The 26,975-nt window shown below is 63.3% G+C and carries 20 protein-coding genes and 1 pseudogene; 16 read left to right on the forward strand and 5 right to left on the reverse strand.

The features are described 5' to 3' along the window. Nucleotide 1: 1 nt before the first annotated feature. The 7 genes from ACIGJE_RS29780 to hpaH all read left to right on the forward strand — a co-directional run bounded on the left by ACIGJE_RS29780 (nucleotide 2) and on the right by hpaH (nucleotide 7,300). A complete protein-coding gene (locus ACIGJE_RS29780; protein WP_483680388.1) occupies nucleotides 2–1,285 on the forward strand; it encodes an aspartate aminotransferase family protein in 1,284 nt (427 codons plus the stop codon). A gap of 162 nt (nucleotides 1,286–1,447) precedes the next feature. Next, nucleotides 1,448–2,458 carry a phosphotransferase enzyme family protein gene (locus tag ACIGJE_RS29785; protein ID WP_483680390.1) on the forward strand — a complete coding sequence of 337 codons (1,011 nt, stop codon included), beginning with the start codon at nucleotides 1,448–1,450 and terminating at the stop codon, nucleotides 2,456–2,458. A gap of 57 nt (nucleotides 2,459–2,515) precedes the next feature. Then, nucleotides 2,516–2,902, forward strand: coding sequence for a 5-carboxymethyl-2-hydroxymuconate Delta-isomerase (locus ACIGJE_RS29790; RefSeq protein ID WP_311943985.1), 387 nt, complete (start codon nucleotides 2,516–2,518; stop codon nucleotides 2,900–2,902). 44 nt (nucleotides 2,903–2,946) lie between these two features. Further along, nucleotides 2,947–4,464, forward strand: coding sequence for a 5-carboxymethyl-2-hydroxymuconate semialdehyde dehydrogenase (gene hpaE, locus ACIGJE_RS29795; protein ID WP_483680392.1), 1,518 nt, complete (start codon nucleotides 2,947–2,949; stop codon nucleotides 4,462–4,464). A gap of 85 nt (nucleotides 4,465–4,549) precedes the next feature. Continuing rightward, entirely contained in the window at nucleotides 4,550–5,530 is a 981-nt protein-coding gene (hpaD, locus tag ACIGJE_RS29800) for a 3,4-dihydroxyphenylacetate 2,3-dioxygenase (protein WP_311943982.1), read from the forward strand. A gap of 92 nt (nucleotides 5,531–5,622) precedes the next feature. After that, the gene (locus tag ACIGJE_RS29805) at nucleotides 5,623–6,495 is read left to right on the forward strand and encodes a fumarylacetoacetate hydrolase family protein (RefSeq protein ID WP_483680395.1); all 873 of its coding nucleotides are present in this window, start codon (nucleotides 5,623–5,625) and stop codon (nucleotides 6,493–6,495) included. Between the two features lies 1 nt (nucleotide 6,496). Further along, nucleotides 6,497–7,300 carry a 2-oxo-hept-4-ene-1,7-dioate hydratase gene (hpaH, locus tag ACIGJE_RS29810; RefSeq protein WP_483680397.1) on the forward strand — a complete coding sequence of 268 codons (804 nt, stop codon included), beginning with the start codon at nucleotides 6,497–6,499 and terminating at the stop codon, nucleotides 7,298–7,300. A gap of 185 nt (nucleotides 7,301–7,485) precedes the next feature. Here hpaH and ACIGJE_RS29815 read toward each other — a convergent pair whose 3' ends face one another. Beyond that, nucleotides 7,486–8,265 (reverse strand): HAD-IIA family hydrolase, encoded by a 780-nt coding sequence (locus ACIGJE_RS29815; RefSeq protein ID WP_311943977.1) that lies wholly within the window; start codon nucleotides 8,263–8,265, stop codon nucleotides 7,486–7,488. A 307-nt stretch (nucleotides 8,266–8,572) separates the two neighbouring features. On the opposite strand from ACIGJE_RS29815, the pseudogene ACIGJE_RS29820 reads away from it, so the two are divergent. The 4 genes and pseudogenes from ACIGJE_RS29820 (at nucleotide 8,573) to ACIGJE_RS29835 (ending at nucleotide 13,930) form a co-directional block, all read left to right on the forward strand. Continuing rightward, nucleotides 8,573–10,134: pseudogene (locus tag ACIGJE_RS29820) on the forward strand (ABC transporter substrate-binding protein). 79 nt (nucleotides 10,135–10,213) lie between these two features. Next, a complete protein-coding gene (locus ACIGJE_RS29825) occupies nucleotides 10,214–11,194 on the forward strand; it encodes an ABC transporter permease (RefSeq protein WP_105860342.1) in 981 nt (326 codons plus the stop codon). 2 nt (nucleotides 11,195–11,196) lie between these two features. Further along, nucleotides 11,197–12,105 carry an ABC transporter permease gene (locus ACIGJE_RS29830; protein WP_394313601.1) on the forward strand — a complete coding sequence of 303 codons (909 nt, stop codon included), beginning with the start codon at nucleotides 11,197–11,199 and terminating at the stop codon, nucleotides 12,103–12,105. 1 nt (nucleotide 12,106) lies between these two features. Next, nucleotides 12,107–13,930 carry an ABC transporter ATP-binding protein gene (locus tag ACIGJE_RS29835; RefSeq protein ID WP_440724901.1) on the forward strand — a complete coding sequence of 608 codons (1,824 nt, stop codon included), beginning with the start codon at nucleotides 12,107–12,109 and terminating at the stop codon, nucleotides 13,928–13,930. Nucleotides 13,931–14,136: 206 nt separating this feature from the next. On the opposite strand, the gene ACIGJE_RS29840 is transcribed toward ACIGJE_RS29835, so the two are convergent. Both ACIGJE_RS29840 and ACIGJE_RS29845 read right to left on the reverse strand, forming a co-directional pair. After that, nucleotides 14,137–15,363: an allantoate amidohydrolase gene (locus ACIGJE_RS29840; RefSeq protein WP_483680399.1), complete on the reverse strand. Its 1,227-nt coding sequence runs from the start codon at nucleotides 15,361–15,363 to the stop codon at nucleotides 14,137–14,139. 7 nt (nucleotides 15,364–15,370) lie between these two features. Continuing rightward, on the reverse strand, nucleotides 15,371–16,771 hold the full coding sequence (locus ACIGJE_RS29845; RefSeq protein ID WP_483680400.1) for an amidase: 1,401 nt from the start codon (nucleotides 16,769–16,771) through the stop codon (nucleotides 15,371–15,373). Between the two features lie 321 nt (nucleotides 16,772–17,092). Here ACIGJE_RS29845 and ACIGJE_RS29850 point away from each other — a divergent pair, with 321 nt between their 5' ends. The 5 genes from ACIGJE_RS29850 to ACIGJE_RS29870 all read left to right on the forward strand — a co-directional run bounded on the left by ACIGJE_RS29850 (nucleotide 17,093) and on the right by ACIGJE_RS29870 (nucleotide 24,742). Next, the gene (locus ACIGJE_RS29850) at nucleotides 17,093–18,046 is read left to right on the forward strand and encodes a phosphotransferase (protein ID WP_483680402.1); all 954 of its coding nucleotides are present in this window, start codon (nucleotides 17,093–17,095) and stop codon (nucleotides 18,044–18,046) included. Then, nucleotides 18,046–19,005: a phosphotransferase gene (locus tag ACIGJE_RS29855; protein WP_415085447.1), complete on the forward strand. Its 960-nt coding sequence runs from the start codon at nucleotides 18,046–18,048 to the stop codon at nucleotides 19,003–19,005. The genes ACIGJE_RS29850 and ACIGJE_RS29855 overlap by 1 nt, the downstream gene beginning before the upstream one ends. Before the next feature lie 85 nt (nucleotides 19,006–19,090). Next, the gene (locus ACIGJE_RS29860; RefSeq protein WP_483680404.1) at nucleotides 19,091–19,381 is read left to right on the forward strand and encodes a hypothetical protein; all 291 of its coding nucleotides are present in this window, start codon (nucleotides 19,091–19,093) and stop codon (nucleotides 19,379–19,381) included. A 1,071-nt stretch (nucleotides 19,382–20,452) separates the two neighbouring features. Further along, nucleotides 20,453–21,574 carry an efflux RND transporter periplasmic adaptor subunit gene (locus tag ACIGJE_RS29865; RefSeq protein WP_483680406.1) on the forward strand — a complete coding sequence of 374 codons (1,122 nt, stop codon included), beginning with the start codon at nucleotides 20,453–20,455 and terminating at the stop codon, nucleotides 21,572–21,574. A 3-nt stretch (nucleotides 21,575–21,577) separates the two neighbouring features. Then, complete coding sequence (locus ACIGJE_RS29870; protein ID WP_483680408.1) at nucleotides 21,578–24,742, forward strand: efflux RND transporter permease subunit; 3,165 nt, start codon at nucleotides 21,578–21,580, stop codon at nucleotides 24,740–24,742. Nucleotides 24,743–25,020: 278 nt separating this feature from the next. Here ACIGJE_RS29870 and ACIGJE_RS29875 read toward each other — a convergent pair whose 3' ends face one another. Both ACIGJE_RS29875 and ACIGJE_RS29880 read right to left on the reverse strand, forming a co-directional pair. After that, nucleotides 25,021–25,971 (reverse strand): helix-turn-helix domain-containing protein, encoded by a 951-nt coding sequence (locus ACIGJE_RS29875; protein WP_483680410.1) that lies wholly within the window; start codon nucleotides 25,969–25,971, stop codon nucleotides 25,021–25,023. A 111-nt stretch (nucleotides 25,972–26,082) separates the two neighbouring features. Then, complete coding sequence (locus ACIGJE_RS29880; RefSeq protein ID WP_311943960.1) at nucleotides 26,083–26,952, reverse strand: DeoR/GlpR family DNA-binding transcription regulator; 870 nt, start codon at nucleotides 26,950–26,952, stop codon at nucleotides 26,083–26,085. Nucleotides 26,953–26,975: the final 23 nt, after the last annotated feature.

The following is a 26,975-nucleotide window of genomic DNA, read 5'->3' on the forward strand; positions in this document are numbered from 1 at the left end:
GATGGCCGGCAACGCCGCTCTGCTCGCCCGCCGCGAAAGGCTGCTCGGCCGGAACATGTCGCTGTTCTATGAGGAGCCGGTGCATCTGGTGCGCGGCCAAGGCGTCTGGCTCTGGGATGACGAGGGCCGGCGCTATCTCGACTGCTACAACAACGTACCGCATGTCGGTCACTGCCATCCTCGCGTGGTCGAGGCAATCACGCGCCAGGCTTCGACCCTCAACACCCATACGCGCTACCTGCATGAGGGCATCCTCGATTATGTCGAGCGCCTGACCGCGACCTTCGACGCCAGCCTGAACGCCGCCATCCTCACCTGCACCGGCAGCGAGGCCAATGACGTCGCACTGCGCATGGCGCAGGCGGTGACTGGCCGGACCGGCGTGATCGCCACCGACCATACCTATCACGGCAACACCGCCGCGGTGTCGCAGCTCTCCACCCGGATGCCGCCGGTCGGCGGCTTTGGCGGCCATGTCCGCCATGTGCCGGCGCCGGACAGCTACCGCCCGCTGGGCGGGGTGCCGGGCGAGGCCTTCGCGGTCTCCTTTGCCGGCAAGGTCGAGGAGGCGATCGCCTCGCTGCAGGCAAGCCCGCACGGCTTTTCTGCCCTGATCATCGATCCCTTCTTCGCCAATGAAGGCTTTCCCGACCTGCCCCCGGGCTTCCTCGACAGGACGGTGGCGGCCGTGCACAAGGCCGGCGGCCTCGTCATCGCCGACGAGGTCCAGCCCGGCTTCGGCCGCACCGGTAGCCATATGTGGGGCCACCAGCGCGCCGGCTTCGTTCCCGATATCGTCACGCTGGGCAAGCCGATGGCCAATGGCCATCCGGTCGGCGGCGTGGTCGCCAACATCGATACGCTCAACGCCTTCCGCAAGGCCTTCCGCTATTTCAACACCTTCGGCGGCAATCCGGTCTCCTGCGCCGCGGCGATGGCCGTCCTCGACGTGATCGAGGAAGAGAAGCTGATCGAGAATGCCCGCACCGTCGGCGCCCATGCGCGGGCCGGCTTCGAGCGGCTCTCCGGCAAGCACGCCCTTATCGGCGACATCCGCGGCAGCGGCCTGTTCATGGGCACCGAATTCGTGCTGGACCGGGCAACCAGGGAACCGGCCCCGGATCTGGCCACCCGCATCGTCAACGCCATGCGCGAGCGCGGCGTGCTGATGGGCAAGATCGGCGTGCATCAATGCGCCACCAAGATCCGCCCGCCCATGCCGTTCTCGACCGAGCATGCCGACCTGATGCTCTCGACCCTCGATGACGTGTTGTCCAGCCTATGAGACTTACCCCTCCCCTGGAGGGGGAGGATCGGCCTGAAAGGCCGGGGTGGGGTGAAAAATGCGACGGTTGAGACAATCACCCCACCCCGCCGCTACGCGTCGACCCTCCCCCTCCAGGGGAGGCTAAGAATACCGACCGGCGAGCAGTTTCATGAGGCGACAATGGCCGACAATCTCACGCAAGAGCTGAAGAACGCATTGCTGGAACGGGCCGGCGAAGCGCTCCGGCATTGGCCGGTGCCGGCCCAGCAGGCGCAGCTCCTCAAATACCGGGAGAATGCGGTTTTCGGCATCGTCCTCGCCGACAGTCGACCGGCCGCCTTGCGGCTGCACCGCGCCGGCTATCACGACGAAGCGGCACTGCAGTCCGAGCTTGCCTGGATGACGGCTCTCAAGCGGGGTGGACTGGCCGTGCCGGCGTCCATTCCGGCTGCCGACGGGCGCAGCCTCGTGCCCCTGGCAGGCAATGCCCGCTTTGCTGCCCAGCATGCCGATGTCGTCAGCTGGGTCGAGGGTATGCCGCTCGGCCAGACGGGAACACCCCTGGCGCAGTCGCCGGGCAAACAGACCGAACTCTTCTTCAGGATCGGCCAGGCCATGGCCACCATGCATGATCTCGCCGATGCCTGGCAGCAGCCACCCGGTTTCCACCGGCCGGCCTGGGATGCTGAGGGGCTCGTGGGCGGGCGGCCACTCTGGGGACGGTTCTGGGAGTGTCCGGGCCTTTCGCCACAAGAAAGTGAAGCGCTTGCCGCGCTCCGAGTCCGGCTCCGCCAGACCCTCGACAGCCATGCCCCTCGCCTCGACTACGGCCTCATCCATGCCGACCTCGTGCGTGAGAATGTCTTCATCACCAATGGCGGCGTGGCCTTCATCGATTTCGATGATTGCGGCCATGGCTATCGCCTCTTCGATATCGCTACGGCGCTTTTGAAGAACCGGCGCGAGCCTGCCTATCCCACCATCGAGCGCGCGCTGATCGCCGGCTATCGCAGCCGTCGCGATCTGAGCGATGAAACCCTTGCCGCCCTGCCGCTGTTCCTGACCTTGCGGAGCCTGACCTATATCGGCTGGCTGGCGCAGAGGCCCGACACCCCGGACGCGGCCGGGCGCCTGTCGCGTTATCTGAAGGAAAGCCTCCAGCTCGCCGATACCCTGCAAATCGAGGCTTGACATCGCCGGTTAAATTATTAACATGTTAATTAAATAGATCGGGAAACGCTGGGAACCATGCCGCATCTCACCATCGAATATTCCGGCAATCTCGAAGGCCGCGCCGATATCGGCGAACTCTGCAACCGGCTGCACGCCGCGATCCTGGCTACCGGCCTGTTCGAACTCGGTGCCATCCGCGTCCGGGCCTTGAACGCGGAGCATTTCGCCATTGCCGACCGATTGCCGGAGAATGCCTTCGTCGACCTCAATTTTCGCATCGGCAAGGGCCGCAGCGCGGACGAAAAGAGGCGGACCGGCGAGGCCCTTTTTGCGGTCGCGGGCGAGGTCCTCGCTCCCCTGTTCGAAACTCCTCACTTCGCGCTTTCGCTGGAAATCCGGGAAATCGATTCCGAGTTGAGCTGGAAACGCAACGCCATCCACCCACGCCTCCGCGGACAATAGGGCCTGAGCCCTGGTACCCGCGGCCGATTTGCGAGAGATTTGTCATGTCCAGACTGCAGGAAAACCTAACCAAAGCCGAGAGTTATCTCGACCACTTCAAGCATGGCGTGGTTGCCAACCGCATTGGCGGCGAGGACGTCGCAGCCGCCGATGGCGCGACCTTCGAGACGCTCTCGCCGATCGATCTGAAGCCCCTGGCCCGCGTGACGCGCGGCTCGGCCGCCGATGTCGATCGCGCCGCCAAGGCCGCCAAGGCAGCCTTCGCCGACTGGGCGGCCATGCCGGGCACGACGCGCAAGAAGCTCCTGCACAAGATCGCCGACGCCATCGTGGCGCGCGCCGAGGAGATCGCCTTCGTCGAATGCATGGACACCGGCCAGGCCCTGAAGTTCATGGCCAAGGCCGCGTTGCGCGGCGCCGAGAATTTCCGCTTCTTCGCCGACCGGGCACCCGAAGCCCGCGACGGCAAGTCGCTGCGCGCCGAGGGCCAGTTCAACGTCACCACGCGCGTGCCGATCGGGCCGGTGGGGATCATAACCCCCTGGAACACGCCCTTCATGCTGTCGACCTGGAAGATCGCCCCGGCCCTCGCCGCCGGCTGCACCGTCGTGCACAAGCCGGCCGAGTTCTCGCCGCTGACGGCAAGGCTGCTGGTCGAGATCGCCGAGGAAGCCGGCCTGCCCAAGGGCGTGTGGAACCTCGTCAACGGCTTTGGTGAGGATGCCGGCCGCGCCCTCACCGAGCACCCCCTGATCAAGGCGATCGGTTTCGTGGGCGAGAGCCGCACCGGCGCGATGATCATGCGCCAGGGTGCCGAGACCCTGAAGCGCGTGCATTTCGAGCTGGGCGGCAAGAACCCCGTGATCGTCTTCGCCGATGCCGATCTTGAACGGGCGGCCGACGCCGCCGTCTTCATGATCTATTCTCTGAACGGCGAGCGCTGCACCTCCTCCTCGCGCCTGCTCGTCGAGGCAAGCATCTACGAAAAGTTCACCGCGCTGATCGCCGAGAAGGCCAGCCGGATCAAGGTCGGCCATCCGCTCGATCCGGAAACCGTGGTCGGTCCGCTGATCCACCCGGTGCATGAGAAGAAGGTGCTCGACTATATCGCCATCGGCCAGGCCGAAGGTGCCAAGGTTGCCGCGGGGGGCACCAAGGTCGAAGGGCCGGGCGGGGGCTGCTATGTCGCGCCAACCTTGTTTACGGCTGCCAACAACCGTATGCGCATCGCCCAGGAAGAGATCTTCGGACCGGTGCTGACGGCGATCCCCTTCGCCGACGAGGACGAGGCCCTGACCCTGGCCAACGACGTCCAATATGGCCTGGCCGGCTATCTGTGGACCTCCGACCTCGGCCGGGCCCTGCGTTTCACCGATGCGCTCGAGGCCGGGATGATCTGGGTCAATTCGGAGAATGTGCGCCACCTGCCGACGCCCTTCGGCGGGGTCAAGAATTCCGGCATCGGCCGTGACGGCGGCGACTGGTCCTTCGACTTCTACATGGAGACCAAGAACATCGCCTTCGCCACCAAGCCCCACGCCATCACGAAGCTGGGCGGCTGATTGACCGCTCGAAGGAACAGGCCCCAGGCCTGGCCGCCATAGAAGACAGCCCGCCCCTCAAGGGAGCGGGCGGGAGGAAGATCCGATGCCCATACCCCAACCCGTTCTCCATCCACCCTTCAACATCGTCAGGCTCAGCCATGTCGAGCTGGCGGTGACCGACCTTGCCAAATCGCGCGCCTTCTATGTCGACATTCTCGGCCTGCAGGTGACCGACGAGACGGCGGATACCGTCTATCTGAGGGCCATGGAGGAGCGCGGCCATCACTGCATCATCCTCAAAAAAGCTGACACCGCCGAGGCCCGCGACCTCGGCTTCAAGGTCTTTTCGGAGGACGACCTCGACAGGGCCGCTCACTTCTTCAAGGACAGGAACCTGCCGGTCGACTGGATCGAACGGCCCTACCAGGCCCGGACCTTCCGCACCCGCGATCCCCAGGGCATTCCGCTCGAATTCTATTCGAAGATGGACCGCCTGCCGCCGATCCACCAGAAATATGCACTGTATCGCGGCGTCAAGCCGCTGCGCATCGACCATTTCAACTGCTTTTCGCCCAATGTCGACGCGTCGGTGGCCTTCTACAACGAGATCGGTTTTCGCGTCACCGAATATACCGAGGACGAGGAGACCGGCCGGCTCTGGGCGGCCTGGACTCATCGCAAGGGCGGCGTGCACGACATCGCCTTCACCAATGGCCGCGGGCCGCGCCTGCATCATACCGCCTTCTGGGTGCCGACCCCGCTCAACATCATCGACCTGCTCGACCTGATGGCGACATCGGGCTGGGTCGCCAATATCGAGCGCGGTCCCGGGCGCCACGGCATCTCCAACGCCTTCTTCCTCTATATCCTCGATCCGGACGGGCACCGCATCGAGATCTATTGCTCGGATTACCAGACGGTCGATCCCGACCTCGAGCCGATCAAATGGGACCTCAAGGACCCGCAACGCCAGACGCTGTGGGGCGCTCCCGCCCCCAAATCCTGGTTCGAGCATGGCAGCCAGTTCGCCGGCACACCCGTCATCGACTCCATCCTCAAGGCCCAGCCGATTATCGCTCCCTGATCGCCAGCCTGGACATCGCTGCCCCCGGAAACACCGAAAAGGCGCGTGTTCGGTCCTGAATGCGCCCCGCCCAGATCTTCAAGGAGACGATCGTGACCGACAGGCCCCGTTTTGCCGCCTTCTCCCATCAGGGAACCCTGAAATACGGCCTCGCTGAGGGCGAGAGCATCATCGACCTGTCGAAGCGCCATGGCGAACGCTGGCCAAGCCTGCGCGAGGTGATCGCAGCCGGCGCCCTGGCACGACTCGCCGAGGAAGCGTCATCGCTGCCCCCCGACTATGCCCTGTCGGACATCACCTTCGAAATTCCGATCCCCGCGCCGGAAAAGCTGATCTGCGTGGGCGTGAACTTTCCCGACCGCAACGAGGAATACAAGGACGGCCAGGCGACGCCGGCCAATCCGTCCCTCTTCATCCGCTTCCCCCGTTCCTTCACCGGCCATGGCCAGCCGCTGATCCGCCCGCCTGAAAGCCCGCAGCTCGATTATGAGGGCGAGATCGTCATCGTCATCGGCAAGGGCGGCCGGCGCATTGCCGAGGCCAAGGCGCTCAGCCATATCGCCGCGCTATCGCTGTGCAATGAGGGCACGATCCGAGACTGGGTGCGCCATGCCAAGTTCAACGTCACCCAGGGCAAGAATTTCGATCGCACCGGCTCGATCGGCCCCTGGCTCATTCCCTACACGGACAGTGCCCAGCTCGCCGACATCGAGCTTACCACTCGCGTCAATGGCGAGCTTCGCCAGAAGGACCGCACCAGCCGGATGATCTTCTCCTTCACCAGGATCATCGCCTATATCTCCACCTTCACCACGCTGGTTCCCGGCGACGTCATCGTCACAGGCACGCCGACCGGTGCCGGCGCACGCTTCGATCCGCCGATCTGGCTCAAGCCCGGCGACGTCGTCGAAGTCAGCGCTCAGGGTATCGGCACGCTCACCAATACCATCGCCGACGAGGCCTGAGATGCTGACGCCAGACGACATCGCCGCCGCCGCCGCAAGCCTGGACGAGGCCGAACGCACCCGCAGCCAGACCGGCCTCCTCTCCCTCAGACATCCCGGCATGGACATGGCCGATGCCTATGCGATCCAGGGCGCCTGGGCGAGGAAGAAGATCGATCGCGGCGCCAGGGTGATCGGCTGGAAGATCGGCCTCACCTCCAAGGCGATGCAGTCGGCGCTGAACATCGACATTCCTGATTCCGGCGTGCTGTTCGACGACATGGTGTTCGAGGATGGCGCCACCATTCCGGCCGACCGCTTCATCCAGCCGCGCATTGAGGCCGAGCTCGCCTTCGTGATGAAGGCGCCGCTGCGGGGCCCACGCGTCACCGTCTTCGACGTGCTTGAAGCCACCGACTATGTCACCCCTGCCCTCGAGATCCTCGATACGCGCATCGTGCGCGTCGATCCTCAGACCCGGAAGGCCCGCACCATTGTCGACACCATCGCCGACAATGCCGCCAATGCCGGCATCGTCGCTGGTGGTCGGGCGATGCGGCCGGATCAGGTCGACCTGCGCTGGATCGGCGCCATCGTCACGCGCAATGCCGAGGTCGAGGAAACCGGACTCGGCGCCGGCGTGCTCAACCAGCCGGCGCGCGGCATCGCCTGGCTCGCCAACCGGCTGGCTGACTATGGCGAAGGCATCGAGGCCGGACAGATCGTGCTCGCCGGCTCCTTCATCCGCCCCATCGAGGCGCGGCATGGCGACACGATCCACGCCGATTTCGGTCCTTATGGCTCGGTGGGCATCTATTTCGCCTGAGAGTGGACAAGGGTTCAGATCGGGGGGCGAGTCCCCGCAGCTTGACTCAGAGACCGAGGCTGGGCCGAGAAATGCTCCATTTTGTCATGCCCGGGTTTCGTCCCGGGCATCCATTCACTGCAGTTCTATGAGTTCGTGGCTTCTGGATCACCGGGACGAAGCCCGGTGACGACAAAGGTCGAGGTTCAGCTCCCAATCAAATCGAGCAAGCTCGCCACCTCGATATCCGGTGTCACATCCGGCCTGGCGGCAGCCGCCACGCCGGTCGTCACCAGCACGGAACGCAGGCCCGCCCGCTGGCCGGCCAGGATATCGGTGGCAATCTGATCGCCGATCATGATCGTCCCCTCGCGCGGCGTGCCGAGAAAGCCGAGCGCTTCCTCGATCATCAGCGGCTCGGGCTTGCCCACCACGATCGGCCGGCAGGACGGCACCGCCGCCTGGACGGCCGCCATCAGCACGCCGACGCAGGGCTCGTAGCCATTCTCGACGGGCACCAGCAGGTCGGGATTGGTCACCACCACCGCAGCTCCACCGAGGGCGGCGCGCACCGCGGTGCTCAGTTTCGCGTAATTCAGCTGATAGTCGAAGCCGAGCACCACGACCTCGGCATCGTCCCCCGCCGGGGTGAAACCGGCCTGTTCAAGCGCCTCGAACAAGGGCTGCTCGCCGATGGCGAAAACACGGGCCCCCTTGGGCCAGCGACGGCGCATCAGGCTTGCCGTGGCCGAGACCGCGCAGAAGACCTGCTCCGGTTCGGCGACAATCCCCATCTGCGTGAGCTTGGCCGCGAAATCCGCAGCCGATTTCGTGGCATTGTTGGTGACGAACGCATAGGGAATGCCATCCGCACGCCAGCGCCGGAAGGCCTCGACGGCATCGGCAATCGGGCTGTCGCCGCGATAGGCCACTCCGTCGAGATCCGAAACGATCCCCTTCAGATTCATGGATTGGAATGACGGCATCGGCGAGGTTCCCTGACACGATTCGGCTGGGATCATAGGCCGGCCGGGCACGCAGCGCCTATTGCCTGAACTCCTGCATTCCTGTGCCGGCAGCCGCCCGCTGCATGGCCCTGTTTCCATGCCTCTTGATTGGGCATGGCGCGAGAAGGGTCAGCAATGGAATCGTGGAGCTGTAGGCATCAGGCTCCGGCGCCATCTGGTCTAGAGTTTCATCACCCGCCAACCACAAGACGGGACGGCTCGGCACTGCGTCGGATCGGAAGGCGAGCCCGAAAAACTTCTGCGCCCCCATTCAGAGGAACGAGAGATGATCAACCGCAGAGACCTAATGCTGGGCGCGCTGGCCGGAGCCGGCGCCTTCGGCTTCGGCCGCGTCAACCCCGACTTCCTGGTCAACTCGGCCTTCGCCGCCGAAGGCCGGTCCCTGCGCTTTCTGGGCGCCGAGGCGCTGACCGGCAATTGGGACCCGACCACCCATACCAATCTCGGCCAGCTCATCGTCGAGGGTTTCGTGTTCGGTTATCTGACCCGGGCACCGATGAAGCCCGACAATCCGGAAGAGCTGGTGTTCGAGCTGGCGGAGTCCCTCAAGCCGATCGACACTTACACGCTCGAGGTGAAGCTGCGTAAAGGCGTGAAGTTCCATGACGGCACGCCCTTCACCTCGGCCGACGTCAAGGCCACCTATGAATATGGCTCCCAAGCCGACAGGCCGGCGCAATGGTATCCGGGCCAGGTCAAGGTCGACATCGTCGACGAGCACACCTGCCATATCAACACCAAGGACTATGGCTATCCGGCCGCGCTCTATTACTACCTCTCGTCCTTCCTGCCGTCATGGCGGCCAAGGACGTCGCCAACAAGGCGCAGCTCTCGGCCCGCATGAACGGCACCGGCCCGTTCAAATATGTCGACCAGAAGGGCGACACCACCATCCTCGCCGCCAATACCGATTTCATATTCGGCGCGCCCAAGATCCCCGGCGTCGAATATCATTTCGTCGGCGACACCACGACACGCACGCTGTCCCTGCTCAACGGCCAGGCCGACATTATCGAGCGCCTGGAGCAGGAACAGGTCGACACCATCGCCAAGGACGATCGTTTCGCCATCCACAAGGCAGTTTCGGTCGAGAACAAATATCTGTTCTTCCGCTGCTCCAAGAAGCCCTTCGACGATCCGCGCATCCGCCTCGCCGCCTGCCATTCGATCGACCGCAAGCAGGTGCTGGAAGTCCTCGGCGTCTCCGGCACCTTCTCCAAGGCCCATATCTCGCCGGTGAAGTTCGGCTACACCGAAGTCGCCGACTATCCCGAATATGATCCGGACAAGGCCCAGGCCCTGCTGGCCGAGGCGGGCTTCCCCAAGGGCGAGGGCCTGCCGGAACTGACCTATTATTCCTCGGTCGGCTTCTATCCCAAGACCAAGGAATATGCCGAGCTGATCACCGGCATGCTGGAGGAGCAGGGCTTCAAGGTGAACCTGCAGACCCTGGAAGTCGCGGCCTGGGGCAATCTGCTCTACGACAAGCCGGGCGGCGGCGAAGGCAACATGATCGATTGCGGCTGGTGCACAGGCTCGCCCGAGCCGGACCTGGTGATCCGCACCCACTTCCACTCCTCCTCCAAGCGCATCACCGGCATCGTCGACAAGGAGATCGACGCGGTGCTGGACAAGGAGCGCAACGCCGGCTCCATCGAGGAGCGCAAGAAGATCCTGCAGACGGAAACCCTGCCGACCATCGCGCGCAAGGCGCCGGCGCTGGCCCTGTTCACCTCGGTGTTCATCCACGCCTACTCCAAGAAGCTCGACGGTCTCTACATCTATCCCAACGGCATGCAGGACATGAGCAAGGCAAACCTGGCCTGAGCCGCGAGGGACTGGAGCCGGTCCCCCCGGCCGGCTCCACTTTTTTCCAGCGGTTGTTTGGACGCGAGACTGTTTGCCGATGCTGATTGTCGAATTCCTGATCAAGCGGATCGCCCAGGGCCTGCTCATCGTGGCCCTGACGTCGCTGATCATCTTCACCCTGCTGCGCGTGGTCCCCGGCGACCCCGTCCGCCTGATCGTGGGCGGCATGGCGCCGGACAATGTCGTCGAGGAAGTCGCCACCAAGATGGGGCTGCGCGATCCGATCATCGTGCAATATGGCCGCTACATGATGGGCCTGGCCAAGGGCGATCTCGGTCAATCCTATATCAGGCCGCGCAGCGGCGGCGTCGCGGCGGGCGGGCAATATGTCGATCCGACCAAGGCCGAGATGGCGCCGGTGGCCGACCTCATCCTCGAGCGCCTGCCGCTGACCCTGCAGCTGGCCGGCGTCGCCCTGGTCTTCGCTTTGCTGATCTCCTTTCCGATCGGGCTCGCGGGCGGGCTCAACCAGCATGGCTGGCCCAATGCCCTGGCCTTCGGCGTGCAGTCGCTCTTCGTCTCCATCCCGAATTTCTGGCTCGCCATCGTGCTGATCCTGTTCCTGTCGGTGAAGCTCGATTGGTTGCCGGCGCTGGGCTACAAGGGCTTCAGCTATGTGCTGCTGCCGGCCTTCGTGCTGGCGGTCGAGATTTCGCCCTTCATCATCCGCACCCTGACCACCTCCCTGGGCGAGGTGATGCAGGCGCCCTTCATCGACGAAGCCCGCGTGCGCGGCCTGTCGCGCCGGCGCATCGTCTATTCCCACGCCCTGCGCAACGCCTCGGTGCCGCTGGTCAACCTGCTCGGCATCCAGCTCTCCACCCTGATCGGCGGCGTGCTGGTGATCGAATACATCTTCGACTATCCGGGCCTGGGCAATCTCACCGTGGTCTCCGTGCTCGGCCGCGACTTTCCGGTGATCCAGGGCATCGCCATCACCACCAGCGCCGTCTTCGTCTTCATCAACATCCTGGTCGATCTCGTGGCCTATCTCATCGACCCCCGCGTGGAGATCTGAGCATGAGCATCGTGACCAGCGACGCCGCGCCCACCTATGAACGGGCCCAGTCGATCAGCCGGCGCATCCTGGCCAGCGCCTGGGCCATGCCGAGCTTTCGCGTCGGCCTGTTCGTCTTCCTGGCGCTGCTCCTCACCTCGGCGATCTATCCGGAGCTCTCCTCGATCTCAGCCACCAAGATGGTGGTGAAGGACAAGTTCCTTCCGCCGCTGTTCCTGGGCGAGAAATGGACCTGGCTGCATCCACTCGGCACCGACCAGCTCGGCCGCGACATGCTGCTGCGTTGCCTGATCGGCCTGCGCTATTCGCTGCTGATCGGTGTGGTCACCGTGGCGCTGGTCTTCCTGATCGGCTGCGGACTCGGCCTGCTCGCCGGCTTCAAGGGCGGCTGGTGGGACACCATCATCATGCGCATCACCGACGCGCAGCTCTCGATCCCGATGATCATCCTGGCCATCACCATCCTGGGCGTAACCAAGCCTGAGGTGCACACCATCATCATCGTGCTGGCCCTGTCTGGCTGGCCGCTCTATGCCCGCGTCGCCCGCAGCGCCGCCGTTACCGAGCGCGGCAAGGAATATGTGCGCGGCCTGCGCGTGCTGGGCGCCGGCGACTGGCGCATCCTGCTACTCTATGCGGCGCCGAACATCCTGCCCCCGATCGCCTTCGTCGCCGTGCTGGACGTCGCCCGCATGATGATCTTCGAGGCGATCCTCGGCTTCCTCGGCCTCGGCATCCAGCCGCCGACGCCGAGCTTCGGCTCGATCATTTCCGACAGCCGCAAATATCTCATCAATGCCTGGTGGATCGCCACCAGCCCCGGCGTGTTTCTGGCCCTGGCGCTGACATCGATCAACCTGATGGGATCCGCCCTCGAAAAGGCGCGCAACAAGATCTATGGAGGCGCCTGAGATGGACAATTCCCCGATCCTGGAAACCCGTCATCTCACCGTCGGCTCGCCGCGCGACGAGGCGCCGGTGCTCGACGACATCGCCCTCACCCTCCATACCGGCGAAATCCTCGGCATCTACGGCGAGAGCGGCGCCGGCAAGACGGTGCTGAGCCGTGCCCTCGCCAACTGGCTGCCCGAGAGCCTCACCTATCGCCGGGGCTCCGTGCTGTTCGCCGGCAAGGACATCACCGGAGACGCCGCCGGCGATAATTTCATCGTCGGCCGCGACATCGCCTATATCGGTTCCAAGCCCCAGAGCTCGCTCGACCCGACCCAGCCGGTCGGCGTGCAGATCTGCGAGAAGCTGCGCAGCGTACGCCCGGCCTGGAGCCGGAAGGAATGCGAGGAGCGCGTCATCCAGCTGCTCGGCGAGGTGCGTATTCCCTCCCCCAAGGAGCGCTATTTCGAATATCCGGCCAAATTCTCCGGCGGCATGATGCAGCGCGCCATGATCGTCGACGCCATCTGCGCGGAACCCGCCGTGCTGATCGCCGACAACATCACCCAGCCCCTCGACGTCACCATCGCCGCCCAGATCGTGGCGCTGCTGCATGACCTCTGCCAACGCCACAACACGGCGACGATCTACCTGTCGTCCTCGCTGGCGACGCTCGGCCAGTTCGGCGGCCGCACCGCCGTGCTGCATCAGGGCCGGCTGGTGGAGGAACAGCCCTTTGCTGCGCTGATGCAGGCCCCCGGGGACGACTATACCCGCCGCGCCATCGCCAGCGTGCCCCGCATCTGGTCGACGCGCGAACGACCACTCTCGCGCCGCAACGACGCCGACGCGCCGCTGATGCGGGTGGCCGAGGCCCATCGCACCTATCTTGCCCGCAAGCGCGGCACCTTCAACACCTACCGCCATATCCAGGCGGTGCGCGGCGTCAGCTTCGACATCCTGCCGCGCGAGAATTTCGGCATTGTCGGCGAATCCGGCTGCGGCAAGTCGACCCTGACCCGCCTGCTCGCCTGGTTGGAGGCGCCGGACAAGGGCGACATCATCCTCGGCGGGGTCTCGCTGCGCACGCTCTCCGCCCAGCAATTGCTGGCCAAGCGCGGCGAGTTCCAGCTCCTGCTGCAGGACCCCTACAATGCCCTGCCGCCGCGCACAACGGTGGGGCGGATGATCGAGGAAAGCCTGCTGATCCGCGGCAGCCATTCCGGCAAGGCCCTGCGCGAGCGCGTGATCGCGGCCATGCAGGAGGTCGGCCTGTCGCCACGCCTCTATGATGAATTGCCGAATGCCCTCTCCACCGGCGAGCGCCAGCGCATCTCGATCGCCCGCGCCCTCGTGCTCTCGCCCAAGCTGCTGATCCTCGACGAGACCCTGTCCGCCCTCGACCAGCGCGAACAGGCCAAGCTCATCGAGCTGTTCTCCAGCCTGCAGGAGAAGAACGATCTTACCTATGTCTTCATCTCCCATGACCTCGCCATGGTCCGGAAAGTGTGTACCCGCATCGCGGTGATGTATCTGGGCGAAATGGTCGAGATCGCCGATAATCACGATCTCTTCTTCGAGCCTCAGCATCCCTATACCAAGGCCCTGCTCTCGGCGGCCCCGACGCTGGAAGAAAAGCCCTTCGATCCCAAGGACTACCTGCTCGAAGGCGAGCCGCCGAGCCCGATCGACATCCCACCCGGCTGCAGCTTCGCCTCCCGCTGCCCCAAGGCTTTCGCGCGCTGCCGCACCGAGACGCCCGCCTTAAGGGAACACCGCCCGGGCAGCTTCGCCGCTTGCCATTTGCTCGATGCCGAAGCGGGGGAGAAATCGGCAGCGGCTTGAATAGACTAAGCGGTCCAAAATAAAGCACGAATAACCTTCTCCCCTTGCGGGAGAAGGTGCCCCAACGGGGCGGATGAGGGGTGGCACGAATAGCCTGCAAGGCTGCGTTTCACCCCTCATCCGACCTCGCACGCTCGGCCACCTTCTCCCACAAGGGGAGAAGGCTGATTGCACCTCTCCCGGTCGGGTTTCAAGTACCCCGAACCCTACTCCTCCGTCACCAGCTGCCAGAGCACTTCCGTCAGCACTGCCAGCCCCTTGTCGAGCGCGGCTTCGTCGGTGAATTCGGCGGGGTTGTGGCTGAGGCCGCCTTGGCTCGGCACGAAGATCAGCGACGCCGGCATGCGCTTGTTAAGGGCGAGCGCATCATGGCCTGCGATCGTCTTCATTTCCATAGAAGACAGATCCAGTTCCCGGGCGACCGCCGTGGTCAATGCCGCACCGTGCGGATCGAGGCTCGCCGTGCCGCGCTGCTCATCGACCGCGATCTCGATGTCGACACCCAGAGGCGCCACCGCAGCCTGCGCCTCAGCCAGAAAAGCATCGCCCAGCGCAACGGCCACAGCCGCCTCCTCATGGCGGAACTCGAACCAGACCTGGACCCGGCTCGGCGTCACATTGGGCGAATTGGGATCGACGGTGATGCGGGCCGCCGAAGCATGGGCACCGCTGCCGCTCGCTTCGATCAGCTGATGATGCAGTTCGATCGCCCTGGCGGCGGCTCGCAGCGCATCGCGGCGACGCGCCATGCGCGTCGGGCCGGTATGCGAGGGCTCGCCGTGAAAGACCAGAGACAGCTTGCGCGCAGCCCAGCAGCCGGTGACGACGCCGATCTCGATACCTTCCTCTTCCAGCAGAGGGCCCTGTTCGACATGAAGCTCGACATAGCGCCGGGGCTGCAGGGGCAAGTCTGCCGTACCGCGATAGCCGATGGCGGCCAGCGCCTCGCCCAGGGCGACGCCAGCCCCGTCGATAAGGCCGAGCGCAGCGTCGAGCGCCAGCGTCCCGGCAAAGACCGAGCTGCCGGTCAGGCTCGGCTGGAAGCGGGCGCCCTCCTCGTTGGTCCAGTTGGCGACAACCAGATTGCGCCTGGCCTTGCCCGGTTCCGCCGCCGCGCGTGCGACAACCGCCTCGACGGCCAGCAGGCCCGCCAGCACGCCATAGACGCCATCGTAGCGCCCGCCGGTCGGCTGACTGTCGAGATGGGAACCGACGATCACCGCCTCCTGCGACGATGGGGCAAGGGTGGCGATGCCGAACATGTTGCCGATGGGGTCGACATGCAGGCCGAATTGACGGTTGAGGATCTCGGCGGCAAGCCGCACCCGTGCTCCGCCATCTTCAGGCGTTCCGGTGAGACGGCAGACCCCACCATCCGGCGTGGCGCCGATCTTTGCAAAGATCTGCAGCAGTTGGTTCAATGTCGAACTCATGCGCGCCTCATGCCCGGGGCTGGAGCGGCCAGTCCATGGTGATCGGCCTGAGGTCCTCCAGCGCCTTGGTCACCTGCAGGACGCCGAGATCGTCGCAGCGATGGCCGATGACCTGGATGCCGATCGGCAGATGCCGATCGTCGAAGGCGGTGCAGACGGTGGAGGCCGGCTGGCCCGTCTGGTTGAAGAGAGCCGTGAACACGGTGTGCGCCAGCGGTACCTCGCGCGAGACGCCCGGTTCCTCGGCGGGGAAATTCACCACGGGCAGGGTCGGGGCGATCACATAGTCCCAGCCCTCGAAGGCCGCGAGCAGGGCTGCCTTCATCTTCGTGATGACACCGAGGCTGCGGAAAAGATCCTCGCCCGAATGCGAAGCCCCCTGCAGGGCCCAGTCCCGCACATACTGGTTGATGCCGTTGCCGTCATGCGGCGGCAAATCGCTATACTCGACGAAGCCCCGAACCTGCAGATAGAGGTCGATGGGCGCATAGGCGTCCTGATCGAGCGGTGAGACGAAGGGCTCGACGATTGCCCCTGCCCCCTCCAGCAGCCGGCCTGCGGCCTCCACGGCGGCCCGCACGGCGGGCTCCGGCTTCGGCCCGAACCCCATATCAGTGAGGACGCCGATGCGCAGCCCCTTGAGGTCGCGCTCGAGATGCCGGTGATATTGCATACCGTCCCCCGGAAAACTCCAGGTGTCGCGCTCGTCGGGGCGCGTCAGCACGCTCAACATGCGGGCGATATCCTCGACGCGCCGTCCCATCGGGCCGGCCATGCGCATGGTATCGGGCGGCAGATGCGGCACCCGGCCATGGCTCGGCTTGAGCGAGGCGAGTCCGCAATGGGCCGCAGGCAGGCGCACCGAGCCGGCAATATCGGTGCCGACCGATAGGAACCCCATGCCTGCAGCGACCGAGGCGCCGGCGCCGGCCGAGGAGCCTCCGGTGTTCCAGGACAGGCCCCAGGGATTGCGGGTGATCCCGTGCAGCGAACTGATGCCGGATGCCATCAGCCCGCAATCGGGCATGGTCGTCTTGGCGAAGATGGGAGCCCCGGTCTCCATGAGAGCGAGGGCCGGCGGCGAATTGTAGGTAGAGGCCGGCTGGTCGCGATTGGCGGCGATGCCGTGGGTATAGGGCCAGCCCACCATGGCGACGCTGTCCTTGACGGTGACCGGGATGCCGTCGAGCACGCCGGCCGGCGTGCCGGCCCGGTAGCGGGCCTCGGAGGCCCGGGCCGTGGCGAGCGCCTCGTCCGGCCGCAGGCAGAACAATGCGTTCACCGCGGCATTGGTCGCCTCGGAATGCTCGATCACCGTCTGCGTGACCTCGACCGGGGAAAGCTCCCCCGCCGCATAGGCGTCGACGATTTCACCGACACTCATGGCGACAAGGCTGGTGATGGACATGAAAGGCTCCCTGTTCCGGCGCGGATAGGGGCGCCGGTGATATCGCCCGACCTAACGGGTTTTGCCGAAGCTCGGGTAGAGGCGCGGTCTGCCGGACAAGAAATCATGGAGCATCAGGCATCCTCACCGCAGCCTTTCGCGGCGAAGATAGGATCGGGGCAATGGCCTGCGCCATCGCCTCCAAAATCACCATCGCTAGGGCAAAATGCGTCAAACGAAACGCTCCGGCCCTAGCTCCTTGTTTCGACATGCCTTTGCGATTCCAGAGATGTCGCAAAGGTCTTGGCGACTTCGCAGAGGCTCCGGGGGACCGACGACGGAATGAGCATGTTCGAGGAGGAGCGGGCACGGGTCGAGGCCCATGTCCGACAGCTGCCCGGCTGGGCGGCGCGCACGATCACCACGGAACCCGCCATACCGGTGCTTGCCTCACCGAGTTGGCGGGGTGTCGATGGTTCACCCTGGCGGGTACGCGACAAGGCGAGCGGCGACAGCCTGTTCGTCAAGCTCATGCATCCCGACGCCGCCTTCTATATCGACGTCGCCTGCGCCTTCCAGGCGGCGCGGCAGGCCTCCGAACTCGGCATAGGTCCCCATGTCTACCTTGCGGACGAGAGCACGGGTGGCCTGGTGACGGAAGATCTCGACGCCGGCTGGCGCACCGCCACATTGGAGCGCTTGCTCGAGGAGGATATTGTCGATCGCGTCCTGGCGGCGCGACGACGTTTCCAGGCGAGCCCAGCCCTCCCCCGCACCGCCAGTGTCTTCGACGAGATCGAGCGTTTCCATCGGGATACCCGCGCAGCCAAGGGCCAATTGCCTGTCGATGCCGACTGGCTGCTGGCGGAACTTCGCTATGCCGGCGAGGCGCTGGTGCCGGGGCGGAAGGCCGCGGTTCCCAGCCATGGCGACGGCAACGTCTCCAACATCATGATCAGCGAGGCCGGCGACATTCGCCTGGTCGACTGGGACAGGGCCGGCAATGCCGACCCGCTGGAGGATCTCGGCAGCTTCCTCGCCGAGGCCTTCGACCAGGAACCGGAGGCGCGCGATGCTTTCGCCCGCAGCCAGGGCGGCTTCGACGAGGCCGCCTACAACCGAGCCTGGCTCTATGGCGTGGCAGATGACCTGCGCTGGGGCCTGATCGGCACGCTGGTCGCCGCCCGCTCGCCGCGCAACACCCTGGAATTCCATAAATTCGCCAGCTGGCGCCTGGTGCGCTGCCGCATGGCCGTGCACTCGCCGCGTTTCGGCGAAGCGCTGCGGAGGATCTGATGTCCGTCAAGAAACACCTCGGCGAGGCCGCAAGCGAAGCCGAACACCGTCTGGAACAGGCCGTCGCCAGGGTACCGTCCTGGCAGGGCCGCGGCGTGCACTACACCGCTTTGGTCGGCGGGCTGATGAACCAGAACTGGGTCGCCGAGATCGAGGGCGACACCAGGCGCTATTTCATCAAGGTGCCCGGCGCGGGATCCGAAATGTTCATCGACCGCGTTGCCGCCAACGAAGCCGCGCGCAACGCCCACGCCATCGACGTGGCGCCGGAAGTGGTGTTCTTCGACGCAGCGGATGGGCTGGAGATCAGCGAATTCCTGGATGGCTATCGGGCCTGCACCAATGCCGATTTCTCCGACCCCGCCATCCAGGTCGACGTGCTCGGCATCTATCGCCGCCTGCATGCAAGCCCGGCGCTTTCGCTGACCAAGACCATCTTCGACATGATCGAGGAGCATATGGAGCAGGGCCGCGAGCTCGGCGCGCATTTCCCGCCGGCCATGCCGTGGATCGAGCATCGCTATCGCCAGGCCAAGGCCGCCTTCCTCGCCTCAGGGCTCGATCTCGTGCCCTGTTTCAACGATCCCATGCCCGGCAATTTCCTGATCAGTGCCGATGGTGCCCCCAACTCGCGGCCGATGAAGTTGATCGACTACGAGTTCGCTTCCAACAATGAACGCGCCTATGAGCTCGGCGTGCTGTTCGCCGAGATGTTCTACGACGAGCAGAAGACCCTGGAACTGATCGAGGAATATTGCGGCTCGGTCCGGCCCGACATGGTGGCCCGCGTCATGCTCAACCGGGCGCTGGCCGACGTCAAATGGGCAAGCTGGGCCGTGGTGAACCGCAAGCTCAACAGCTGGGACTTCGATTATCAGAAATATGGCGTGTGGAAATATATGCGCGCGCGCCAGGTAATGTACGACCCGCGCTGGGAAAGCTGGCTGCGGCAGATCTGAAGCTGCCCGCCAGTCGCAGCAACCTCGACATTTTGTCATCACCGGGCTCGTCCCCCGCCGGACGAGGTGTCCGGTGTAGATCCGAGTGCGCGATCTCGACGAGAAGCGCGATCGGGATGCCCGGATCAAGCCTACGGCTGCCCGCTTGTACCATGTCGGCGGGGTTGCGGTGCCGCGATCGACTCTGGACGATGCCAACAGGGTCCGGCCGAGTACGGTGTTCTGCGAACCAATCCCTCAGATGGTGGCCCAGACCCAGCACAGCCTATATCGGGCGACGAACGATACCGTCGAGCAGACCGAAATCATCCAATCGCAGGGCATGCCATGCACCACCTGCCGCTTCCAGGCAGGCCTTGGAGGTTTCGACGAATGACGTCCTGCAACCGTTCGCGATCCGGCGTTGGGTCCACGGCGGTCTTCTTCAACCGCACGCGCTTATCCTCTTGCTGCTTTGGCTTCTTCATCTCCGGCGAAAGTGTGCCTACATATTTTTACAATTAAGGTAGATCAGCGCCGGTTGTCGCTCACTGCGCCGCAAATATCTGCGGGTGAGATACCCTCATTACCCTGCTTCAGTAGAGCCATTTTCTACGCGGCCGAGAACTTCGACGCCTTCATCGTCTTCCGCTCATTTTTCCAATCGAGAAAATTAGGTGAAAAATCCAAACAAAATCGGTCGAGTTTGAAGGATTAAGATCAACTCATCATCCATGAAAAGCTCTAAAAATATATGTGGAAATAGCACCAGTGTTGGTTTAGTTTTTTTAAAAAAATCAGGAGGTTCGCTTTAGATGGCCGAACTGGTGATGTACCTCATATAAGGGTGCTTGTTACGCCTATGAGGGAGCTAAATTGTGAGATGCTTAGGCGGATTGCTTGCCATCGTTATAGCGCCTGCTTCGTCGCATATCGCCCAAGCCATGCCGGCTGGCGGCGTCGATGGCAGTCAGGCGTTGTTGAATAACGGAACGACTCAAATCGCAGCGCGCCGGGCCATGGCACGCCATCCGCTGGGCAGACCCCATATTCGCCGAGGAGATCGGAGGATCATTCCGGGAAACAGACGGGTGGTTCGCAGGGGTACTGTGGTTGGAAGAAAAAATGTGGTTGTTCGAAACTGGCCCAGGGTGCGCCGCCCCTTTGAGTGGCTCCCATCATGAAGCTCTATTTTTACAGCGGGACACGCACTGTTACGAAATTGGAATGAACAACTACTCCGTGCACTGAAATGGCAATTTGTTTCTAATATAAATCTTCAAAAATAAGCGTACACGAAAGAAACACTCGCCAAAAACCAAATATCTTACTGAAAAGGCCCGAAATTTATCTCTTTCACACGACTGGCATAATGTAAGCCGCAATAGAAAACGCACACTAAAGCCTATCTCATGAACTGAAACTCAAGATCTGACACCGTGTAAGAGATTTATGGAAGGAAAAGTCGATGAGCTGGTTAAACGCTGTGCGGCGTGGAGGCTATGCTTCAATAATCGGTCTTTCGTTTTCTTTCTCCTTTTCGGCTTTTTCGATTGCCGCGGATGTCCCGGCGGTGCCGGTCTCCACCGTCGTTGCCGAGCGTCGCCCTGTCACGCAATCGGTCGACTTCGTTGGCCGTATCGAGGCGCCGGAGCGTGTCGAGATCAGGGCCCGCGTCAAGGGCGTGCTGGATGACGTGTCGTTTCGCGAAGGCGACACCGTTGCTGTGGGAGCCCCCCTCTACAAGATCGAGAAATCGCTGTTTCAGGCCGACGTCGAACAAGCTCAAGGCGCTCTTGAGCGGGTGAAGGCCGAACTGACGCTCGCAACCATCCAGCGCCAACGCGCGGAAGACCTCGTTGCACGCAATGCGGGAACCGTCGTCGCCAGAGACCAGGCCGTTGCCCAGGAGGCCCAAACCAAAGGTGGCGTAACATCGGCGCAAGCAAGCCTTCAAACAGCGATGATCAACCTTGGCTACACCGATATTTACGCGCCGATCGCTGGCCGCATTGGTAGAACTGCCGTGACCAAGGGCAATATTGTTGGGCCAGACAGCGGTGTTCTGGCAACACTTGTCAGTCAAGACCTGATGCATGTGACCTTTCCGGTCAGCCAGCGAGATCTGAGCCAAGCGAGAAAAACCGGCGAGGGCAAAGCTGTCGAAGTCAGGGTCCGCTTCTCCGACGGGACACTCTACGACCAGGTCGGTAAGATAAATTTCGTTGATGTGACAGTCGATCGTCTCACGGACACGGTCGTTATCCGGGCCGATATACCGAATCCATCGGGCACCTTGATCGATGGGCAATTGGTCAAGGTCGAGCTTCAGACAGGTAAACCGCAAGAACGAGTGCTCGTGCCCCAGATTGCGCTGATTGCCGATCAAGCCGGCATCTACGTCTTCGTGGTGGAGGATGGCAAGGCTGTCGTCAAACGCATCAAGACAGCGGGCGAAAGTGGCGCTAGCGCAATCATTGCCGATGGATTGTCCGGTGGAGAACAGGTGGTCACGGAGGGTTTCCAAAGCCTTCGCGCGGGAACACCGGTGAGAGCCACACCTGCGACGATCATAGGCGAGGGAAAGTAAGCCATGCTCTCCTCGGTTTTCGTCGATAGGCCGCGCCTGGCAATTGTCATTGCCATCATCACGGTGATAGCCGGTCTGCTCTCCTTGTTTGTCATCCCTATCGCGCAATATCCAGACATTGTCCCGCCGCAGGTTTCGGTCACGACATCCTATCCAGGCGCTTCCGCCGACATTATCGATGCGACGATTGCACAGCCTATCGAGGCGCAAGTCGTGGGTGTCGATAAGCTGATGTATATGAAGAGCGTCAGCGGCAATGATGGCAGCTATTCGCTCATCGGCTCTTTCGAACTTGGAACCGATCCGGACATCAATACCGTCAATATGAATAATCGCGTCCAGACTGCGATTTCCAAGCTTCCCCAAGACGTCCAGAAGCAGGGCGTCACCGTCAAAAAGAAGTCCTCGGCGCTCCTTGGTGTTCTGGCCATATACTCGCCAAAGCACACTTATGATCCTCTGTTTATCTCGAACTACGCCACAATCAACCTCCTCGACGACCTGAAAAGCATACCGGGCGTTGGTGATGCCAGTCTGTGGGGACCGCAGGACTATGCCGTTAGAGCATGGGTGCGCACAGATCGCCTGACAGGACTCAATCTCGCGGTTGGCGACATAATTCGTGCAATCCAGGCGCAGAACGTCCAGGCAGCAGTGGGGCGGATCGGCGCACGCCCGATCTCGGACGATCAGCAGCTGCAGCTGAACTTGCAGACCAAGGGGCGGCTCAGTTCGATCGAGGACTTCCAGAAAATCGTGTTGCGGACCAATCCCGACGGGTCGCTCCTGCATCTGGGAGATGTCGCCCGGCTGGAACTCGGCGCTGCCAATTTGGATCGTGAGACGCTCTTCAATGGCGGTCCTTCGGCGGTGCTCGCGCTCTATCAATCGCCGGGGGCCAACGCCATTACCACCCTCGACGCGGTGCGGGCGCGCATGACCGAGCTTGCCGCAAAATTTCCGGACGATCTTGATTGGAAGGTGACCTATGATCCGACCGTCTTCGTCAAGGATACGATCCATGAGGTCCAGAAGACGCTGATCGAGGCGTTCATTCTTGTCGTCTTCGTCGTTTATCTCTTCCTGGGCAGCGTCCGGGCGACGCTGATCCCGACCTTGGCTGTTCCTGTCAGCTTGATTGGCAGTTTCATCGTTCTGAATGCGATCGGCTACTCGGCCAATACCGTTTCCCTGCTCGCCATCGTGCTGTCCATCGGCATTGTCGTCGATGACGCGATCGTGGTCGTCGAGAACGTCGAACGCATCATGGAAGAGCACCCGGAACTGTCGGCTGCCGATGCCACCAAGAAAGCCATGGCGGAGATCACCGCCCCGATCGTCGCCGTTACCCTCGTCCTCCTGTCGGTGTTCGTTCCGGTTGCATTCATTCCTGGAATTTCCGGTGAATTGTTCCGGCAATTCGCGGTCACGGTCGCCGTTGGCATGCTGCTATCGGCAATCAACGCCCTGACATTGTCCCCGGCACTGTGTGGCATTCTCCTAAAACCGGGATCCCATGGCCCCAAGCGTGGCCCGATCGGCTATGTCATGCGCGCTATCGACCGGATCCGGGACGGGTACGGCGCCGTCGTAGCGCGTTTGGTACGCTTTGCCGTGATCGGCATCGTTGGCGTGGGCGCTGCGATGGGGGGCGTCTTTCTCCTGGGAAAGAAGACACCGACCGGATTCCTTCCCGAGGACGATCAGGGGGCTTTCTTCGTCGTTGTTTCCTTGCCGGGAGGAGCGTCCGTCGCACGCACCAGCGATGTGATACGACAGGCCGAGACGATCTTGAAGAAGGAGGACGCCGTAGCCGATTACACATCGATCATCGGACTGAACTTCATCGACAACTACTCTCAGCCTAACGCCGCCTTCATCGTCGTAACGCTCAAGCCATTTGAAGATCGGAAAGACCGGTCCCTCTCGGCCAGCGCGGTGATTGCCCGGCTGGGGCCAGAGCTTCGGCAAATTCGGGATGGCTCGGTCGTTCCGCTCGCCCCTCCGCCGATCGTCGGCTTGGGGACAGGCGGCGGTTTCACCTATGTGCTTCAAGACTTGCGCAGCAGCGATCCGAAGGCCTTGGCCCAAGTTGTTCGCGGGCTCACTGTGGCGGCCAATCAGGATCCGCAACTGACACGCGTATTCAGCACCTACTCGGCAAACAATCCGTCGCTGTTCCTCGATATCGATCGTGAGAAGGCCCAGATCCTGGGTCTTTCCCTCAGCGATGTTTTCCAGGCCCTTCAGGCCTCGCTCGGCGGCTACTATGTCAACGATATGAACCTGTTCGGGCGGACCTGGCAGGTCCAGGTCCAGGCCGAAGCTGCCGATCGCAAGTCTGTGGAAGACATTTATCGCATCAATGTCCGCAACGCGGACGGCAAGATGGTGCCCCTGCGTTCCTTCGTCGAAGTGCGCGTCGTTGTCGGGCCGCCTTCGCTCATTCGCTACAACAACAAGAGAGCGGTGACGATACAGGGTGCCCCCGCTCCTGACGTGTCATCGGGGCAGGCACTTGCCTCGATGGAACGCGTTGCAGCCGCTACCCTGCCCGACGGGTACAGCGGAGCGTGGACGGACACGGCATTCCAGGAAAAGCGAGCTGAAGGCAAGACCGGATTCATCCTCGCCTTCGCCGTATTGTTCGCCTTCCTCTTTCTGGTGGCCCTCTATGAGAGCTGGACCATCCCGGTTCCCGTCTTGCTATCAGTATCGGTCGGTATTCTCGGCTCTTTTGCCGCGATCACCATCGGCCACCTTACACTCGACCTCTATGGTCAAATTGGCATGATTGTGTTGATCGGCCTTGCCGCCAAGAATGGCATTTTGATCGTTGAGTTCGCAAAGGAGCAGCGCGAGCGGGGGGTGCCTTTGCTCGAGGCCGCAACGGAGGGAGCACGGCTGCGTTTCCGTCCCGTCATGATGACGTCGCTTGCCTTCATTCTCGGACTGTATCCCTTGGTGGTCGCCACCGGCGCCTCTGAGATTGCGCGGCGGAACGTCGGTACACCCGTCTTCGGCGGTATGATACTCGCTTCCTTCATCGGCATCTTTGTGATCCCTCCGCTTTACGTCCTGTTCCAAGGGCTGAGGGAGCGGCTGCGTACCGGAGCGCAGCCGGCTATTCCCGATGCAAAGATCCCGCAGGTGCCGTCGTCAGAGTAAGACAGGATCGCGCTTTGGAGCTGAACCGCGCCGGACTTTCCGGCGGTTCCAGCTTTCCAAGTGGGATTGAACCGTGACGAAGGCGCCAGGCACTGTCTCGTTGGCGAGGGTATGACGCGGTAGCATGACGGAGCGTTGAAATCAGGCTGATGTGCCGGTACCGGGCATGACGAAAGGTGTTTTTCTCGACCTTTGCATAGTTCTTTAGTCAGGGCGTCCGAACAGACTCGGAAGCGCCGGGCTTGCCGTTGCAATTGAGCGGGTCCGAAGACCCGCCCTCAGGGCGAAGCCTGCAGGGTATGGGCCGTGAAGCCGCGGCGCGGCAGGCGCTCCTGCGTCTCCACCGCCGGCAGCGGCATCTTCAGCTCCGGCGCCTCCTGCGCGGTGCGGCGGGCATCGCGCGGCGCCATGTTGAACTGGCGGCTGAAGCTGCGCGAAAAATGCGAGACGTTCTTGAAGCCGACCTGATAGGCGATCTCCGAGACCGTGAGGCGCCCCCCCGGATCGGCCACGAGCAGCTCATAGGCCCGCTGCAGGCGCCTGAGCTGCATGAACTGGCTCACCGTGGTGTCGTCGTCGTTGAACAGGCTGTAGAGATAGCTCAGCGAAATCCTGCTGCTGGCAGCGATCTTGCGGGGCGTCAGTTCCTGGTCGCCGAGGTTTTTCTCGATGAACTCGAAAATACGCCGGCGCAGATGGTAGCGCGCATTGCGGACATCCACGGTCGAGCCGCGATCCTCGGCACCGATGGCAAGTGCCACGAAACTGAAGATCTCGGTGGCGAGCGCTTCCGGATTGGGCGGCGGGCAATCAACGAAGACCTCCGCAACACTGCGCAGCAGATCCACCATAAGGCGTGTCATCTGCACATTGGCCCCGAAGCGGCGGCCGATGTGATCATCCACCGATGTCAGCCGCCCCCGCAATTCCAGCACGGGAATGCGCAGGACCATGAGCGCAGTATTGGCCTGGGCAGCGAATTCGTGAAATTCCATCTGGCTGAGCAGCACATATTCCCCCGCCCCGACACTGCCCGTACGGCCGGCCTGCGCATAGTGCAGCCTGCCGCTCAAGGGGACCAGGAGCATGTAGCAGGCCTCGCTGGCGCCCTTGGCCGGCTCGCAATGACAGATCCGTTCCCCCTCGGCCTGCGTGATTTCCAACGTGAGCCGACCGATATGGATCGGCCGTGATGCCGCGGGTCGCGTGCGGATGGCAGGATGATGCATGAGGTGGCCCCGTTCCGTCTGTCTGGATGATGTTCGATCTTGTTATGGCTGGCCGGCAATCTGGTGATGACCGGGCCCGTCAGCGGCTCTGCGGCCACCTGGCGTGAAGGGTTAGCGTGCGCCCTCCCCGGCATTCTCGTTTCGTGGACCGGCCACGATCACCTCGGTGCCGGCCTCCTTGAGGCCGCCGGCGAGCGAGCCTTGCGGCTGCCTGTCGGTAACCAGGCGGTCGATCGCATCCCAGCGCGAGCAGATGGCGACCGCGAGCTGGTCGAATTTGGCATGATCGGCCACCACGATCGCCTCGGCGGCGCGCTGGACCATGGCGGCGTAGACGGCACCGGCCTCCTCGTCGGCATCGTAGATGCCGCGGGCGCCCAGGCCCGTGGCCCCGACGATGGCGCGGTTGGCCTCGTAGCCGTTGATGCTGGCGATGGTCTGCGACCCCAACAGATAGCCTTCGCTGGCATGGAGGCGGCCGGCACAGAACAGCACGCGGATGGTCGGGTTGGTGCCGAGCGCCATCGCGGCGGCGAAATCATGGGTGATGACGGTGATGTCGCGGTTGCGGGCAGCCAGGAAGCGGGCGACGTGATAGGTCGTGGTGCCGCCGCCCAGCATCAGCACTTCCTTGGGCAGGATCATGGCCGAGACGGCGGCGGCGATCGCCTCGCGCTCGGCGATCATCACGTGGCGGCGGTCGCTGCGTGACGGTTCGTGGGCGAAGGGACGCGAGGCCCCGCCATAGGTGCGATTGATCAGGCCCTGCTCATGCAGTTCGAGCAGGTCACGCCGGATCGTCTCCCCGGAAACGCCGAGGGCTGCGGCCAGTTCCGAGGCACGCAAGGTCGGTGCGGCGGAGAGCTGCGCGATGATGCGCTGCTGGCGCACCTCCTTGGAAAGCCGGTCCCGTTCCTGGTTCGGCTGGACCGAACGGGAATATCTGTCTTCCTTCTCCGCGGACGGCGCATCGTTTGCCATCGAGAACCCCACCAATTGGCGTC

It is taken from the genome of Labrys sp. E2SS-1L, assembly GCF_057073705.1.